We start from the raw sequence: 17,297 nt of genomic DNA, 5'->3' as shown, positions 1-17,297 counted from the left end.
GCTTAAAACTTTATTATTTCTTTCTTAAGATTTGCTTAAGAATTGGGTTTTTAAAATGAAAATATTTATAACTAGATTAAATAAAAAAACCTTGCTCAAAAGAAACAAGGTTTAATTGCAAGTAAAGTATGATCTAAAAAAATAGCTTGAAACTATTTTACAACAATTTGGTACGTAGCCATTTTCCAGATTTCATCGTATTTTTTACCATGGTGTTCTCCAGCAGATTTTTCTGTGTAAGCAAACTCAACCATATAATTTCCTGACCAGATTGGGGTAAAAGTGATCTCTCCTTTATCATTTGTCCATAATTCTTTCTCCCAGCCGTTTGGTGCAATTACTTTTATTTTTTGAGATTTTGCAATATCACCATTGTATAATGCAGAAACTGTAATCGCAGTGTTCTTTTTGGCTGTATCGGCATTTTCAGAAAAAACACTAATTACGTTATTATTCGCTGCAGCAACATTTCCTGCGGTTTTATTTCCAACAACGACTGTAGCGCTTGAATTATAATCTAATTTCATTGTTCCGTAAACATCTTTTACTGTATGGTGCATTACAATAGTGTAAACACCATCTTCATCTGGCGTAAAGAAAGCTTGGTATTTATTGTCTAAAGCTTTTGAAGTAAGTTTGGTTTCCTTTTTAGAAGGCGAAATTACCACCAAAGTAAAATCTTTTAAATCAGAAAACCATTTATCGGCTTTTGTAATATCGTTATCAGAGAATTCTCCAAAATAAACTGAAATTTCCTGAGCTTTTCCTTTTGTTCCAGTGGTTTTGGTTTCAATCCAAAGAGCATGAGCAAAAAGCTGAGGTGCAGCAAAAAGAGCTAAAAATAAAAAGGTGATTGTTTTTAAAGTATTTGATTTCATAAGATCAAGTTTTAAAAAATTGTTTAAAATGATATTTTATACAAACATAGTTTTTTATTTAGAATAATTAAAAATAAAACAATAAAAAACCCCGAAATCATTCGTAAATAATGAAATCGGGATTTTATTTATTTTGTGTTTTTATTAGAATTTATACGCGAAACTTGCCACAAAGTTTCTTGGTTTTTGCGGATTTACGGTTGACCAGCCTCCGTTAAAATACTCTTTGTTGGTAATATTGTTGACATTTAAGCTTACGCGAAATTTATTTGAATTGTAAAATACCGACCCATTGATTACCGTATAGGCTGGTAAAATGAATTTTCCTGTTACTTCGCTGTCTAAGATTGCATTGTCGCTGGCATAGTTTCCTCCAAATCCAAGACCGAAATTATTTAAGAATCCTTCATAAAATTTATAGCTCGCCCAAAGGTTTACTAAGTTTTTTGGCCCAGCCCAGAAAGGTCTTTTTCCTTGATCTAACCAAACATTATTTTCGTCTCCTTTTGTGATTTTGCTGTCGTTATAACTATATCCTGCAATAATGCTTAAACCTTTTAAAGGAGCGGCGTTTAAATCAAATTCAAAACCTTTGCTTCTGGCTTTACCACCTTGTGCACTGTACATTGGATTGCTTGTAACAAGATTGGCAACATTAATATCGTAGTAACTCACTGTAGTGGTTAATTTATCTGAAAACAGATTTCCTTTTACGCCCAATTCTAACTGGTTGGCATGTTCTGGCTTAAAGGTTTGAGATCTTAAAAAATTCCCGTCATTGTCATAAATGGCAGTTGGAGCAATGTTTTTAAAACCATTCATGTAATTTCCAAAAATGGCTAGTTTATCTTCAATAGGTTGGTATAATAACCCAAATTTTGGCGACAAAGCTGTCTGATTGTAATTATCATTGTCAGTTTTGACACTTCCTTCAGTATCAAAATAATCAACTCTTAAACTTGCCATTGCAAGCAAAGTGGGCGTAATGTTTAATACATCCGAAACATAGGCACTGTAAGTCGCATCTTTTGAATGATAATCAGGTCCTGCTTCTGTTGAAAGAAGCTTGTTAATGGATGCTTTAGTCAGGTAATTTGGGTTCTGATCGTCGAATTGTCTGATTTCTCCTTGTGGTGTAATATTATAAACGGGAGCATATCCTGTGCCTTCAAAAACCACATCTCTTTTGAAATAATCGGCACCAATTACGATACGGTTACGTAAACTGCCAATTTTGAAATCACCAGTAAAATTCTGCTGAATATCAGTAGTCGCTGTTTGTGAATTTTCATTGGTAATCCATAACGCAAAGTCCCCATTTCCGTTTTCGTTATCATAAATATACGAGTAGTATCCTCTTGATTTAGAAGTTCCTCGTGAGAATACAGTCTGCGAATTCCATTTGGATGAAATTTTATAATTTGCCTGAGCCTGCAAACTAAATCTAGGATTTTTTATAGGTAAATTATTGCTGTAAAAAGATAAGTCGGTGTTGTAATTCAGCTCCTTTAAATTGGCGAATTGAACTTGGGAATCTCTTCCTAAAAATAACATCGATGGCGTTGTTTTTTCTTCCTCCATAAATTCCGTATTCACAAGAAAAGAAAGTTTCTCATTTACTTTATACGATAGAGAAGGAGCGATAAAATAAGCCGTACGAAAACCGGCATCTTGAAATGTATTTTCGGTTTGAAATGAAGAGTTGATTCTGAATAAAACAGCTTTATTATCGTCTAACGGAGTATTTACATCTACAGTGGCTCTGTTTAATCCGAAGCTTCCGGTAAGATATGAGATTTCGCCTCCAAAACCTTCATAAGGTTTTTTAGTAACGGTATTGATTAATCCTCCATAACTCACTAAACTACTTCCGAATAAAGTTCCCGATGGCCCTTTGATTACTTCGATTCTTTCAATGTTTGATGGATCAAGCGTTCCGTTTGTCAAACCTGGAAGTCCGTTTATGATATTAGCCTGAACTTCAAAACCTCTTAAAGAATAATAAGAACCTCCATCGCCGCCACGTCCTGTAGATTCCCATAATTTCTGGATTCCGGGAACATTTTTTAAGGCATCTTCATAATTGGTAATAGCTTGCTCTTTCATGATTTCAGAAGAAACAACATTGTACACTTGAGGATTTTCGATATTTTTCAGCGGTAATCTCGATACGTACGTACTTTGTTTAGGAAAAGCTTTTCCCTTGTTACTGGTAATAACAACTTCTTTTAATTGTTTATTGGAAACTTTTAATTGTAAATCTAATGATTCAGTTGTATTGGCATCAACTTTAACTTGATATTCAAGGGTTTCGTAACCGGTTAAAGAGATTTGTACGATATAAGTACCTGTTTTTACTTTGTTGAATTCAAAAGCTCCATCTTCATTGGAAACTGTTCCGTACTTAGAATTTTTAAGAATGATATTAACTCCAACAGCTGGTTCACTGTCAGATGTGGTGATGGTTCCTTTAATTTTTCCATGATTTTGCTGGGCAATTAACATGGTGGTAAAAAATAGGAAGAGGCAGAAAGTATAAAGAACATTTTTTGTGCCTGTTTTTGAATAATTCATTTTGTCTTTTTTAGTTAGTTACCAGTTTGTTATTTAGAACGAATACAAACAAAGCAAATGTAGAAAATTATACTATCCTTAACAAGAATTATTTGGAAACTTCGTCGGTTTTTTGTGATTTTAAAAGAAGGAATTTACTTGATTTTATTTGGCTTAAGAAGCTTTTTTCTTCTTTTTATTATTTCGTCCCCACCAAATTAAGAAACCTGTTATGGGTAAACTCGCTGATACGAGACTTGCAAAAAATGCCAGCACTTTTCCGGGAAATCCTAAAATGCTGCCCACATGCAGATCGTAATTTATAAATCGGAATTTTTCACCATTATTTCTGTCGTTGTAGGTTGTGATTTTTAGATTCTTTCCTGTATATCGGTCAAATTCCATTGCGACATCATCAAAACGGTTTTTATAGCGTACAAAGGTTTGAAATGTTGCGAGTGAATCATCTGCATTCGGAACAAATAAATAGTAGCTTTTTGCATTCGGATTTAAGTTTTTGGTCGTTGTGTATATTTTGTCAGTGGCTGTGTTTTCAGTATAATGAGTAGTATCAGAAACCAGCTTTTCTTTTTCGTACGTTTTTCCGCCATTAAAAAGCCATTGTACGCCTTTATCATAACATTTAAAAGCCCAGACTAATCCGGTGAGTGCAATAATTAAAGCAAAAACCATCATATAATATCCAAGAATATTATGTAAATCGTAATTTTTACGTTTCCATTTGGTGGTGTTTTTCCATTGAAACCAAAAACGCTGTTTCGCGGCACTTTTATTTTTCGGCCACCAAAGTATTAATCCCGTAATTAATGAAATGATAAAGAGAATAGTAGCCGTTCCTACTATTGGATCGCCAATTTTACTGTTAAAGCAAAGCGTTTGATGCAGCATTCGCACAAAAACGAAAAACTCAAAATTGTATTCTTCGAGCTTTTTTATGCTTCCCGTATACGGATCGATATAAACGTAGGTATTTTGATAATTATTCCAGTACCAGAAAGCGTCTTCATCTAATTCTTGAAAAAACCAGATGATAATCGTACGTTTATCATCATTAATAATTCTGCATCCTGAAAGTGTTTGTTGAGGATTTATTTTGTGGTTGGCTTTCTGAGCAATTTCAATTAATTTACTAATAGGAAGTTTTTTATTTTTTATCTGATCTACATGGTAATAGTCATGTACGATAGGGCGAAGTTCTTCTTCAAAAACATATAAACAGCCTGTAATGCCTAATATAACGACAATAATCCCCGAAGCTAATCCCAGCCATAAATGTATTTTTTTTATAAAATTTTTAAATCCCATGATTTGTAATTCTATAGCTTGATTGTTAAGCTGTTGTTGTTAGAAAAAAGCACCTCATTTATTTTATAAGGTGCTTTTTGTAGGTTTAGTTTTTAAAACTTAATCGTTAAGTTAGCCAGAATATTAGCCGGAGCCTGCGAAGTTCCCCAGAAATCCCAGTATTTTTTGTTGGTTAAATTGTTGAATTTTAAACCAATTCTCCACGAAGATTTATCATAATAAACCGTTGCATTGTAAACCGTATACGATGGCATGTAAAAAGTGTTATCGGCAGTAAAGAAATTTTTGTCTACGTAATTGGCTCCGGCACCAAATCCTAAACCTTTTAATGTATCTTGAAAAGTATATGTTGCCCAGAAGTTTGCTACATTTTCAGGAGCTCCCGTTGCTTTATTTCCTTCAATATTTGAGTTTGTAGTGGCTTTTACAATTCGGTTGTCATTGTAAGCATATCCAGCAACAATATTTAATCCGTTAACGGGAGTCGATATTACTTCAAATTCAACACCTTTACTTACTTGTTTCCCATCTTGAATCGTATATCCGTTGCCATCAAGTCTGGTAGCATTGTCAATAGTAATATTGTAATAACTTACAGATCCGGTAAGTTTTTTATTGAAAGCTTCGGCTTTTATTCCCCCTTCATATTGTACAGCATAAATTGGGTCTAAAACTAATTGGCTGGCATCAGGCTGCGTAACCGGCTGCATGTTTTGAAAACCATTCATGTAATTTCCAAATACCGAAACCTGATCTTTAACTACTTCATATACCAATCCTAATTTAGGAGAAAGAGCGGTTTGATGATATCCTTCAACAGTTCCTACTTTTGCTCGTTCAAAATTATCCAAACGCAAACTCAACATTGCCGAAAGTCTGTCGGTAAAATTAACTACATCGCAGGCGTATACACTCAACGTTTTCTGGTCGGCAATAGGAGAAGATGTTAAAACAAGTCCCGCATCAACTGCTTTTCTTCTAATAGGAGCGAAGTTGGTTGTTACATCTATATTATCAAGTGTAAATGTTGTTCCTCCCGAAAAATTTGAACTGTATAATCTGTAATTAGCACCAGCAAGGAATTTATGTTTGATGCTTCCAGTAGAGAAAGTTCCATTGATATTTTCCTGTATGTTAGTATAGTTATTATAGATTGGTCCCCAAAGTCCAACTCTTCTTGCAGCTTGTGTAGGTGAACTCCACACGGCATAACTCTGGTAACTGCGTTCTACATCTTCGCCTACAAATGAGAATACAGTAGTTGATTTCCAGTTTTCTGATATTTCATATTCTGCTTGAGCGAAAACTTTTGTTGCCGATGTTTTGGCATCATTATCATCATGAAACATCGATTTTTTGTAGTTGATTTGTAATTGAGTAGGGTTTGTAATTCCCGATGTTGCTGCATAGGTATTATAAGTACGTCGGGTGTTGTTTACGTTGTAAAGTTCTGCATCGAAATTAAGCGTAAGTTTGTCAGATGCTTTATATGTAAGACTTGGCGCCACCAGAATGGTATTGTTGAATCCGTAATCAAGGAAACTTTTTTCTCTGTTCACTCCAAGATTTATTCTGAATAAAACCGTTTTATCGGCATTTAATGGCGTGTTTACATCTGCAGTAAGTCGGTTTAAGTTGAAACTTCCAGCAGTATATGATATTTCATTAGCAGGAGTTTCATGTGGTTTTTTGGTAACTAGATTGACAACACCTCCAAATGATGATACAGTAGAACCAAATAAAGTTCCCGAAGGACCTTTCATGATTTCAATTCTTTCGACATTGCCAAGATCAACAGATGAACGGCCAGAAACAGTTTCCATTCCGTTTCGAGCATTTACACCTATCGAAAATCCTCTGAAAATCATTCCAACACCTCCAGAAGGATAACTAATTGCAACTACTCCAGGTGAATTTTGAACAGCACTTTTAATATCGACTGCAACTTGTTCCAGTAAAAGTTCTTTGTGAATTACACTGTAAACTTGAGGATTTTCAAGATTTTTAATCGGCATTCTCGCTACATAATCTGTTTTTTTAGAAGTAATGCTTTTTTTACTGTTTACGACTACTTCTTGTAATTCTTTGTTTGAAACTTTTAACTGCAGGTTCAATTCGCTTGTTTCGTTATCGGCTACAATAACTTCTCTTTCGATAGTTTCATAACCTGCTAATGAAACCTGAAGAATATAGGTATTACTTTTTATTCTGTTAAAATCAAAAGTTCCATTGTCATTGGTAATGGTCCAATATTTTGAATTTTTTAAAACAACGTTTACGCCAGCGGCGGCTTGACCGTCAGAAGTTGTAATTGTTCCTTTGATTTTTCCATTGTTTTGCTGTGAAAACATGGTTAAGAATGAAAATAAAAAACTGATTGTAAATAGAAAACGGTGTGTTTTCAGGCTAAAATATTTCATTGGCTTTTAAAATTGGTTAAATGCTTTTATTTAGAATAAATAAAAACAACGCAAATGTAAAAATATTATTTTGGATGCCAAATATTCTGAGCTTTCATTTAAAGGAGATATGTTTTTGAGAAAAAATAGAGGAATTCCCTTCTTACTGGATTTATTAAAAAAGCGAAAAATCATACTTATTTAATAAAGCGTAAAAAAGACAGTTATTCATTTTAAAAGGTTTAATTTTGCACTTTGAAAAAAAGAAAGTATGATTTTCCCCTTCTTAAAAAAACTACAGTACACGCCTAAAGGATATCGTATAGCGAATACTGTCTTTTTTTTCCTTTCTGGATTTGGGTATTCGTCATGGGTATCGCGAATTCCGCATATACAAGCACAATTACATTTGTCAGAAGCTCAATTTGGAGCTGTTTTATTTGCATTTCCAATTGGTTTGATGCTTACAATGCCTTTTACCGGAAAACTGTTAAATAAATACAGCAGTCGTTATATTATGCTTTTAGGAGCGGTTATGTTTAATGTTGCATTGTCATTGCCTGGTTTGGCAGCATTTGTCTGGCAGTTGGTTATTATACTTTTATTTTTTGGTGCTTCTCGAAATATTTTCAATTTATCGATTAACGCGCAGTCACTTGAGGTTCAGAAATTGTATCCAAAATCGATTATAACTCGTTTTCACGCTGTTTGGAGTATTGCGGTTTTTTCGGGAGCAGGTTTAGGATATGTAATGGTTACACAGAAAATAGCTCCATCGCATCATTTATTAGGCGTGAGTATTTTTATGCTGGCACTAACGGCTTGTTTTTATCCGATGAGCATTCACAATGAGCCAGTTCCGGTTAAAAAGAAGTTCTTCTCAATGCCAGAGAAAAACCTAATAAAATTTGCTTTGATTTGTTTCGTTTCTATGGCTTGTGAAAATACTATGTACGACTGGAGCGGAATTTACTTCGAAAATATATTAAAAGCTTCTCCAAAATTAACAAGTGCTGCGTTTGTATTTTTTGCTTCGGCAGTTACGTTAGGTCGTATTTTTGGCGATTATGGCGTGATGAAATTTGGAACGAAAAAAATCCTCTTGTACAGCGGAATATTGATAACTGTAGGTTTCGGAATTTGTTTTATTCTGCCGTATGCTTACCCCACTATTTTCGGTTATGTTTTAATCGGATTTGGGGTTTCTTGTGTGGTTCCGCTGGTTTTTAGTATTGCTGGAAGATCATCAAAATTAAGCAGCGGTTCTGCTTTGACTTCAATATCTACAATTGGTTATCTGGGATTTTTATTAGTGCCGCCAATGGTTGGTTTTATCTCTGAATATCTAAGTATGAAATGGGCATTTTTAGTAATGGCGCTTCTAGGTATTTTGATGATTTTTATGGTGAATAAAATCGGGGAGAATGAGTAGGTTTTTTTTAAGGTTCTAAGATGCTGAGAATCTTTCTTCTCGTTATCGACATTGAAGCTTAATCATTTTTAGTTAGTTTTTTTCAGTTTTATTTCCTTGAGATTAATTTTTCTGCTTTTATCCTTATCTAAATTATATGACTCTAGTAAAAAATTGTTTGTTTGAGGTAGATTGTCTACTAACAAATGAACTTGATTTAAATTAATCATATCTTTTGTTGTATCACGTTGAGTGAGCTGATATAAAATGCCATTCAGATTTGCGCCTTTATAATTTTCAAATTCAAAATTTAGTGTTGTTGAATTTTTTGATGTTATATACTTTAGGTACACACTATCTTTATTTTGATTACAATATCCGAAATCTATAGTACGTTTGTTTTTCTTATTTAGTTTTAAATTTTCATACTTTGTATGTAAGGTTATTACACCACGATAAAAATTAGGTTTATTTGATTTAGATATTTTTAAATCATAATAACAACTTTCGAGAGTGTCTATTTTGTTATTTCGAATTAATTTATATTGATTTGAAATGGTATCCTTTTTTTTACTTATATACAATTCTATTTCCTCTGTTGCATCAGAATAATTAATATTTAGCGTGCTTCTTAAATATTTTTTGCTATTATCTAATTTTTGAGAATTGATGTTTTTTGATACATATTTTTTTTCTTCATTTTTACAAGAAATAGTAAAAAAGAGAACTAGAAAAATCAATAATAAATTCTTCATTTTTAAAAATTATTACCTTTTAGCCATTAAAAATTTTTCAGAAGCCATTTTTCCCTTTTTCGTTCCGAAAATTTCTGCAATTAAAGAATCATTGCCTACTTTATTATAGACAATTTTATTTGGATAATCGTGTTTTGGATTTTCAAAAATAATTTGATTTTCTGAAGATGAAGTCATTTCAAAAGTGACTGGGAGTTCGTCATTTTGTCCGGGAACGGTTACTATAAAAGATAGTTTCCCATTTTTATCTTCAAGATTTACATGCTCTCCAAAAACGGTATCTTTTTCATTCACTACAAAATACGATTCGCCAAAATATACGGAGTCATTGACCTTTTTCCAGCGTTCTGTAAGTTCACCTTCTTTAGATTTATTTCCCCATTCGCCAATAAACCATGCTGCTTTATCAATATTTTTATCTGTAACAGCAGCTTCTGTTTTATTTTCTTTTTTACAAGATGTTAAAACTATTAAACCTAGAATAACTAATGGAATGTTTTTTACTTTCATAATTAATTGGTTTTGTACGTTATGGTAAATCTTAAATTTATTTCTTCGTCATTACAAATTTTTCAGAGCTTGGTTTCCCATTCAAGCTTCCAGAAATTTCAGCGGTTAAAGTATTGTTTGCAGTTTTTGTGTACTTGATTTTTTGAGGGTAATCGTGTTTCGGATTTTCAAAAACTAGTTGTTTCTCTGTTTCAGAAGTAGAAGGGAAGAAGACTGGTTTATCGTCGTTTTGTCCTTTTACGGTTGTTTTGTAGGTCAGCGTTTCTCCTAATTGTGCTAAAACAATGGTTTCAAAATGCAGAGTGTCTTTTCCTTTAATAAAATATGAAGATGCACTAAAAGTACTATCGTTTAGTTTTTGCCAATTTTCAGATAAAATGCCTTCAGGAGATGTGTTTTCCCAATTTCCAATTAACCAATCGGCTAGTTTGATTTTATCTTTTTCTACGGTTTCTTTTTTCTGGCAGGAAACAAAAGCTATTATTAGGGCTACAAGAGTAATTTTCTGAAACATATGTATGAGTTTTGGGTTTGTAATAGAGGTACTAAAGTATGAATTTTTTTTCCGCCACGAATTCACGAATTTTATTTTCTTCCATCTTTGAGTAAAAAATTAGGAATCAATTCGAAAAAAATAATTCGTGAATTACTTCATCTATTCGCTATCGCTCGAGTCGTGGCTATAAAAAACTAAACACTTTCACTTAAAATTGAATAAACCAATTCTTTCGTTGGTTTTTGATCTTTTAGTTTTGCACGAACGTCATCAAAAGTGACTTTAAAATCACAACCTGATTTATATTCGGCGCAGCCATAAGCGGTTTTGCCTTTTAAAATGGTTCCTTTTTTACATTTCGGACAAACTAATGCATCTGAACTTTCCTTAGTTTCGGCTTTTTTCTCTGTATTCTTTGGCTCTAATTTCAGTTTATAATTTTCTTCAAAACGAATTAAACCTTCTACAGTTCCAGAATCAGTTTTAAAGCCTTTTATATTTACGGTCGAACCTTTTTGAACCAATCGTAAATATTGACTTTCTGTAATTTTTTTATCATGAAAAACAAAAGGCAGCACAAAATCACAACCTGATTTATATTCGCTGCATCCAAAAGCGGTTTTTCCTTTAATCAGATTTCCCTTTTGGCATTTCGGACACGTTTCTACCGAAATTCCAGAACTTTTCTTTTTCTCTTTTTCTGCTTTTACGACAGGTTTTTGAATCGATGCCGCATGCGAAATATTGGCATGTTTGGTTTCACTTCGTACTTCATACACCAATGCTTCCACCATGCTTTTCATGTTTCGAATAAACGCCGCCGCAGTGAAAGTTCCTTTTTCAATATCTTTCAATTGTTTTTCCCAAGTTCCAGTAAGTTCGGCCGATTTTACCAATTCGTTCTGAATCGTATCAATCAATTGAATTCCGGTTAAAGTTGGTAAAACTTGTTTTTTATTTCGAACAATATATTGGCGTTTGAAAAGCGTTTCGATAATATTCGCACGAGTTGACGGACGCCCGATCCCGTTTTCTTTCATTAATTCACGCAAATCTTCGTCGTCAACTTGTTTTCCTGCGGTTTCCATCGCACGAAGTAAAGTGGCTTCGGTAAACTGATTGGGCGGTTTGGTTTCTTTTTGAAGGAAAGAAGGTTCATGCGGACCTTTTTCGCCCACCACAAAACTTGGCAGTAAATCGGGTTCCTTTTCTTTTGCATTTGGATCTTCAAAAACAACTCGAAAACCTTTTTTTAGGATTTCTTTTCCGGTTGCTTTAAAAGTCACATCGGCAGCTTTTCCAATTACTGTAGTGTTGGCAACCAAACAATCATCGTAAAAAACGGCAATAAAACGTCTTGTAATAATATCGTAAACCTGCTGCTGATTGTGTGGCAGATTATTTTGAATTCCAGTTGGAATAATTGCGTGGTGATCGGTTACTTTTTTATCGTTGAAAACCTTTGGCGATTTCTTGATTTTTTTCTCTAAAATTGGCTGAGTCAATTCGGCATAATTGGTTAATTTCTGCAGAATTCCAGGCACTTTCGGATAAATATCGTTTGGTAAAAAAGTCGTATCAACTCTGGGATACGTGATAACTTTTTGCTCGTATAATGTCTGTGTAATTTTCAAAGTTTCTTCTGCCGAAAAGCCAAATTTTTGGTTGCAATAGACTTGTAAACCTGTTAAATCAAAAAGCTTTGGGGCATATTCGTTTCCGTTTTTCTTATCAACCGAAATGATTTCGAAATCACTTTCTTTTACTTTTTCGGCCAGAATTTCTCCGTCTTCTTTGTTAAGAAAACGTCCTTCTTCATAGCTGAAAAGTGTTTCTCTATATAAAGTCTGTAATTCCCAATACGGCTGAGGTTTGAAGTTTTCGATTTCTCTGAAGCGTTCTACAACCATCGCCAAGGTTGGTGTCTGCACACGTCCGATTGACAAAACTTGTTTATAGCCGCCGTGTTTTACGGTATACAAACGAGTTGCATTCATGCCTAAAAGCCAATCTCCAATGGCTCTAGAAAATCCGGCGTAATATAAATTATCGTAATTAGAAGAAGGTTTAAGATTTTCAAAACCTTCTTTAATAGCTTCTGTAGTAAGGGAAGAAATCCATAATCGCTGAATTTCGCCTTTGTAATGCGCTTCGTTCATCACCCAGCGCTGGATTAATTCTCCTTCTTGTCCGGCATCCCCGCAGTTTATAACGACTTCGGCTTTTTCAAAAAGACTTTTAATGATTTTAAACTGTTTTTGGATTCCTGAATTCTGAACGACTTTAGTTTCAAATTTTTCGGGAAGTATGGGCAGATTGTTTAAATCCCAGCTTTTCCAGTGTGGTTTGTAATCATTGGGTTCTTTTAAGGTGCATAAATGCCCGAAAGTGTACGTCACGGCATAACCATTGCCTTCGTAATAACCATCGTGCTTGGTATTGGCACCTAAAACAGATGCGATTTCTCGTGCTACACTTGGTTTCTCGGCAATACAGACCTTCATTTTCTCCTTTTCTTATTTAAAGCGAAATTAGGGATTTTTCTTGGAAGGGGCAAAGAGGCAAAGGTGCTTAGATGATATGATTTAAGTTTTTAATTATGAAAATAAACCATCACTTTATTTATTCATAATTATGTAAGTGTTATAAATTATTTTGAATTTCAATTAATTTTCCATTGACATAAATATCTTTTTGGATAAATTTCCCATTTTCATCATACCATTTCCAAACTCCATCTTGCTCATCGTTTTTATAATTTCCTTCAACTTGAAGATTTCCGTTTTCATGATATTTAAGAGCTTTTCCATTCTTTTTTCCAGAAATATAATTTAGATCTACTTGTAATTTACCGTTGGGATGCCATTGTTTACCATTTCCATCAATGAGTCCTCCCTTAAAAAACTGAATGTTCTTTTTTTGACCGTTATTATACCAGCGTTCACTCAGACCTTCTGGTTCATCATTTTTCCAATTCGTTCGTTGTTCAAGTTTTCCATTTTCAAAGTAACATTCAAATAAACCAGTTTGCATTCCGTTAGTCCAGTATGAGATTTCTTTCACTTGACCGTTTTCAAACCAATGTTTATTTTGCCCACTAAGTTTGTTTTTAATATATGCAGTCTTTGCGGATATTTGTCCATCTTCAAAATACCATGTTTTTAGACCGGTACCATCTTTAAAATCGATACTCCATTCTATATTTCCATTATTAAAATATCTTGTCCATTGATCTTTTATTTTATGATTTTTTACGATGCCTTTTTCAAAAACTTTTCCATCTTGGAAATATGAAATATAAGGTCCATCATTTACATAATACTGGATAAATTTCCCAGATTTAACCAAAGCGTAGTGTATGAGTTTTTCATTTTGATCGTACCAGTAAATTGTATCAATATTTTTTCCGTTTTTTAATTTCCCTTTTTCATAAATGGTTCCTTCAGAATAAAATGAAATATATTTTCCGTCTTTTACTGTTGTTTGGTCGCTTACTGGAATCCAAGATGATTTACCAGTTTTTGAATCTAACCAGTATACCCAATTTTCGTTTCTTTTATCTCTATCATTTATATCAGCGTTGCAACCATAAATCAGTATTAAAAGAAGTAGTGCTAGTTTTTTAGTCATGTTATTTTATTAATCAATGCTTTAGGCGAATGTCTGAACAATTTTCTAAATGCAAATGAAAAATGAGAGAAATTTTCAAAGTCTAGATGAAGATTGAAGAAACTTTTTCAAGAAACCATCTTTGTAATTCATCGGCTTTTGTCCAAGCGTTGTAAATGTCCTGAATCTTAGATTTTTACAGCTATTTTTTTGGTGAAAGAAGTCCAGTCAAAGTTTTCCATAATATTTGAGTATATTGTTTGTATTCTAAATAATTTATCTGCTTGATTTCATCGCTTTTACTTTTTTTACTTTTGGGTCCTTGATAAACTTTTGATATTCATCAGTTTCCATTCCGAAAAGCGCAATTTTTCCATTATGATTGTTATGAATACCAAATCCGTATGTTTTGGTAAGAGGTGAAGCGCGAAAGCAAGCTTGTCCTTTTGAGAAAAATTGTTCTCGAGCTTTTTCGTATTCATTTTTTGTTAAATCTTTTCGATCAGCAAAAACCTGAAAAAGAATATCATCAGAAGTAAATTGATAGGGATTTTTAGCAATAAGCTCGTATTGCATTTCTGCAATGGTTTTCTTGTCTTTACTGGGTGGTATAATTCCGTGATCTACTTTTGTATCTTCTGCTACTTCAATAAAAGTGTCAAAATAATTTGTAGTATGTACTTTCATATCGCTATAAATTATCACATAAAGATAATTTGTTTTTCTTTAAAGAATGATATTTAACTTATCATATGGAAAAGCATCAGGATATTTGATGTAAAATCAGGAAAGTGATTCTGCAAATGTAATTTTTCAAAAACCTTAGAAATTTCGGTTTTTGTCATTTTGGGTTTATTGGTTTTAAGGTAAGATAAACTCAAGTATGATTTCAACAATTGTAGTGAGCCAAGATTGTTTTTTTAGGTTCTGTTTTTTTTCCATTATTTCGATATTTTTTACTTGAATTGGCTATTGATTTGTTCTCTGTCATAATCAAGTAGCCATTCTTCGTGATCTTTATAAATTTGTCTGAGATTTTTTTTGTCTGCAGAAATAAGATCAAGTCCTCTATCATCGTACATGTTAAGTATTATCTTTTTATCAATGTTTATAAAGTAAATTTCTTTTTCTGTAAAAGCTCCTTTTTGATCCAGTCTAGGTTCTCTCAAAGGAAAATCAGAATGGCAGATTGCTTTTAAGACCATTTTATAATTAATTCTATCAGCTGTTGCTTTAATGATTGCAATATTTCTAATGTCAAATTTTGAACTTGGTTCATACAGATTCATTTCTTTTGAAAAACAAATTTCTGATTTTTCAAGATTGTCAACTTGATTAAATAGAAAATTTGAAAGTCTTATTTTTCTACGTCTGTATTTGAAATCCATAAAAACCAAAAAGATTTTGTCCGAGTTATCAAAAGCACTTTCAAATATTGTTGTGGCTCTTCTCGTTGCTTCTTTAAAATATTCGTCTGTATTAGTGCGGCCTTCTTGTAAGTTAAAACGAAGTGCAAAATGCCAATTATAAAACAAAGGCTTTCGTAGTTTTAGTCCCTTGAAATTGTCATTTAAAAATTGTCTATATTCTTGTTTCCTTGTTTGCATGATGTAGATAGTTTCTGTCTACGAATTAGTATAATTTTTTTTAAAGTTATCTTCTTTAATCTCAGAGATATTAGACAAAATAAAAACTGTATTTTTTGAAATACTATTCCAGCAATACAAGTTTGCCATTTTTAGCAATTCAGTTGTGAGGTTTTGTAGGTTCTGTTTGAGGTTAGTTTCCATAAAGAAAACAAATTTAACTTTCTTTTGATATTAAAAACATATATTAACTAAGGTTTAAGAAGTAAAAAAGCGCAAAATCTAGAGAATTTGCGCTTTTTTTTGTTAAAGGGAATTTTCTAATTTATATTTTCCTTTTTTCATGATTTGGTAAATACTGTAACTTTGATAAAGGTTTCCGCTAGTATCACGTATAGTAAGATAGATTTTAAAGTTTGAAGTTTGAAGTCCGGGATCAGAATAATAAGTATCTGGTACAGACATAAAATAACCAGTTGCGCCCCAGCCAATAGCGTAAGGAGCTTCTCCATTGTTATTTACTTTTGAATACCACCAGATAATGCTGTTTAAATCAGGATTAGGGATACTTCCTGTATACTGCCATTCAAATAAGGTTGTTCCGCCCTGAATGTAAGTAGGACCAGATGCTGTTACCTGAGATGATATTATTGTGTTTGTAAGAGCAGTTTTTGACGTTTTACCATCTTTAGAAACTGATTCTTTTTTTAGCGCATTTTCAATACTGGCTGAATCAGAAGTTTCGTCAGAGCAGTTTTGGAATAAGAACAATGCTGAAAATGCAAACGCAAAAAGCAGCGATTTACCGTAATACTTGTTTGTGGATTTTTTCATAATCTATTAATTTAGTTAAAGATACTATTGGGGAGTTTCCAAATTTGAATTATAAATAACAAACTTGTTTCTCAAAAATACCTTGTTTAAAACTAATTGGATTACGGATAAACCATAAATTTTTTCTTTCAAATCACCAGATAATTACCTCAAAAAAATATTATGAAATGATTAAAAATTTATCCAAATATGACAAGGAGGAACTATTGCTTAATAATAGCCAACATATAAATAACAGAAGAATAAAAATGTGGAATAATGTGATGATTGCTTGATTTTTTTAAAGTTTTAGAAAACGTAATTTAATTGTCATCAAGACAAAAATAAAATCTAATTTATACTTAAGATTTAGATTTTATCGCTTTTATTAGTTGCTTATTGCGTTTATCAGCTCTTGAATTCTGTAAAGAAATAACAGCCCAAATTGCAGCAGGAATCCAGCCAATTAAGGTTACTTGCAAGATTAGACAAAGAATCGACGTTAATATTTTCCCTCTCAAAAAGAAAGAAACACACGGGAAGAAAATTGCAATTAGAGTCATAGTTTTTTGGTTTGTTTTCTGTAAATATAGAAAAGCTGCACGATTTTTTGCTAATTTTATTTTAATGAACGTAATCATATTTACCTTCAGAAAACACATTTCCAGTTACGGCATCAATTTGTATCATTGGACAATGATTACATTCTTTTGATACATTCCAGTAGTATAATTTTCTTTTTCCATTTTTATATCCTAAACTCGTTTTGGAGTAAGTATAAGTATTAAAATAAATGAGCACATTATCTCCTGAAATACCATATCGGTTAGCAATTTTTAAAGCCTGGCTTTCTGTAATCTTAATTTCGTTTTTGTTTTTTTCTTTACAGGAATTGAATAAGAAACATATTCCAAAAAGAAGAATCATTATTACTAATAAGAGACTTTTTTTCATGGTTAAA

15 protein-coding genes are annotated in these 17,297 nt (G+C 32.6%); 1 reads left to right on the top strand and 14 read right to left on the bottom strand.

Going from position 1 to position 17,297, the window contains the following annotated elements:
* Positions 1-152 precede the first annotated feature (152 nt).
* The 4 genes from J0383_RS03885 to J0383_RS03870 all read right to left on the bottom strand — a co-directional run bounded on the left by J0383_RS03885 (position 153) and on the right by J0383_RS03870 (position 7,177).
* Entirely contained in the window at positions 153-878 is a 726-nt protein-coding gene (locus J0383_RS03885; RefSeq protein WP_207297137.1) for a DUF4198 domain-containing protein, read from the bottom strand.
* Positions 879-1,022: 144 nt separating this feature from the next.
* Entirely contained in the window at positions 1,023-3,452 is a 2,430-nt protein-coding gene (locus J0383_RS03880) for a TonB-dependent receptor (protein WP_207297136.1), read from the bottom strand.
* Positions 3,453-3,605: 153 nt separating this feature from the next.
* Positions 3,606-4,757 (bottom strand): PepSY-associated TM helix domain-containing protein, encoded by a 1,152-nt coding sequence (locus J0383_RS03875; RefSeq protein ID WP_207297135.1) that lies wholly within the window; start codon positions 4,755-4,757, stop codon positions 3,606-3,608.
* A gap of 92 nt (positions 4,758-4,849) precedes the next feature.
* Complete coding sequence (locus J0383_RS03870; protein ID WP_207297134.1) at positions 4,850-7,177, bottom strand: TonB-dependent receptor; 2,328 nt, start codon at positions 7,175-7,177, stop codon at positions 4,850-4,852.
* Between the two features lie 250 nt (positions 7,178-7,427).
* Between J0383_RS03870 and J0383_RS03865 the strand changes: the two genes are divergently transcribed.
* Positions 7,428-8,588: an MFS transporter gene (locus J0383_RS03865; RefSeq protein ID WP_207297133.1), complete on the top strand. Its 1,161-nt coding sequence runs from the start codon at positions 7,428-7,430 to the stop codon at positions 8,586-8,588.
* 68 nt (positions 8,589-8,656) lie between these two features.
* On the opposite strand, the gene J0383_RS03860 is transcribed toward J0383_RS03865, so the two are convergent.
* The 10 genes from J0383_RS03860 to J0383_RS03815 form a co-directional block, all read right to left on the bottom strand.
* Complete coding sequence (locus tag J0383_RS03860) at positions 8,657-9,322, bottom strand: hypothetical protein (protein ID WP_207297132.1); 666 nt, start codon at positions 9,320-9,322, stop codon at positions 8,657-8,659.
* A gap of 12 nt (positions 9,323-9,334) precedes the next feature.
* Entirely contained in the window at positions 9,335-9,832 is a 498-nt protein-coding gene (locus J0383_RS03855; protein ID WP_207297131.1) for a DUF6265 family protein, read from the bottom strand.
* 37 nt (positions 9,833-9,869) lie between these two features.
* Positions 9,870-10,346, bottom strand: a complete 477-nt coding sequence (locus tag J0383_RS03850; protein ID WP_207297130.1) for a DUF6265 family protein — start codon at positions 10,344-10,346, stop codon at positions 9,870-9,872.
* A gap of 176 nt (positions 10,347-10,522) precedes the next feature.
* Positions 10,523-12,832 carry a type IA DNA topoisomerase gene (locus J0383_RS03845; RefSeq protein WP_207297129.1) on the bottom strand — a complete coding sequence of 770 codons (2,310 nt, stop codon included), beginning with the start codon at positions 12,830-12,832 and terminating at the stop codon, positions 10,523-10,525.
* A 139-nt stretch (positions 12,833-12,971) separates the two neighbouring features.
* Entirely contained in the window at positions 12,972-13,958 is a 987-nt protein-coding gene (locus J0383_RS03840; protein WP_207297128.1) for a toxin-antitoxin system YwqK family antitoxin, read from the bottom strand.
* Positions 13,959-14,213: 255 nt separating this feature from the next.
* Positions 14,214-14,624, bottom strand: coding sequence for a DUF6157 family protein (locus J0383_RS03835; protein WP_207297127.1), 411 nt, complete (start codon positions 14,622-14,624; stop codon positions 14,214-14,216).
* 269 nt (positions 14,625-14,893) lie between these two features.
* Positions 14,894-15,544 carry a DUF3885 domain-containing protein gene (locus J0383_RS03830; RefSeq protein ID WP_207297126.1) on the bottom strand — a complete coding sequence of 217 codons (651 nt, stop codon included), beginning with the start codon at positions 15,542-15,544 and terminating at the stop codon, positions 14,894-14,896.
* Positions 15,545-15,829: 285 nt separating this feature from the next.
* Complete coding sequence (locus tag J0383_RS03825; protein ID WP_207297125.1) at positions 15,830-16,357, bottom strand: hypothetical protein; 528 nt, start codon at positions 16,355-16,357, stop codon at positions 15,830-15,832.
* Positions 16,358-16,698: 341 nt separating this feature from the next.
* Positions 16,699-16,899, bottom strand: a complete 201-nt coding sequence (locus J0383_RS03820; protein ID WP_207297124.1) for a YqaE/Pmp3 family membrane protein — start codon at positions 16,897-16,899, stop codon at positions 16,699-16,701.
* Positions 16,900-16,960: 61 nt separating this feature from the next.
* Positions 16,961-17,290 carry a hypothetical protein gene (locus J0383_RS03815; RefSeq protein ID WP_207297123.1) on the bottom strand — a complete coding sequence of 110 codons (330 nt, stop codon included), beginning with the start codon at positions 17,288-17,290 and terminating at the stop codon, positions 16,961-16,963.
* Positions 17,291-17,297 lie beyond the last annotated feature (7 nt).

Origin of the sequence: Flavobacterium endoglycinae (assembly GCF_017352115.1) — a bacterium.
GTDB lineage: Bacteria > Bacteroidota > Bacteroidia > Flavobacteriales > Flavobacteriaceae > Flavobacterium > Flavobacterium endoglycinae.
The sequence above is the reverse complement of the archived record's forward strand: the minus strand, read 5'-3'. Positions and strand labels throughout refer to the sequence as shown.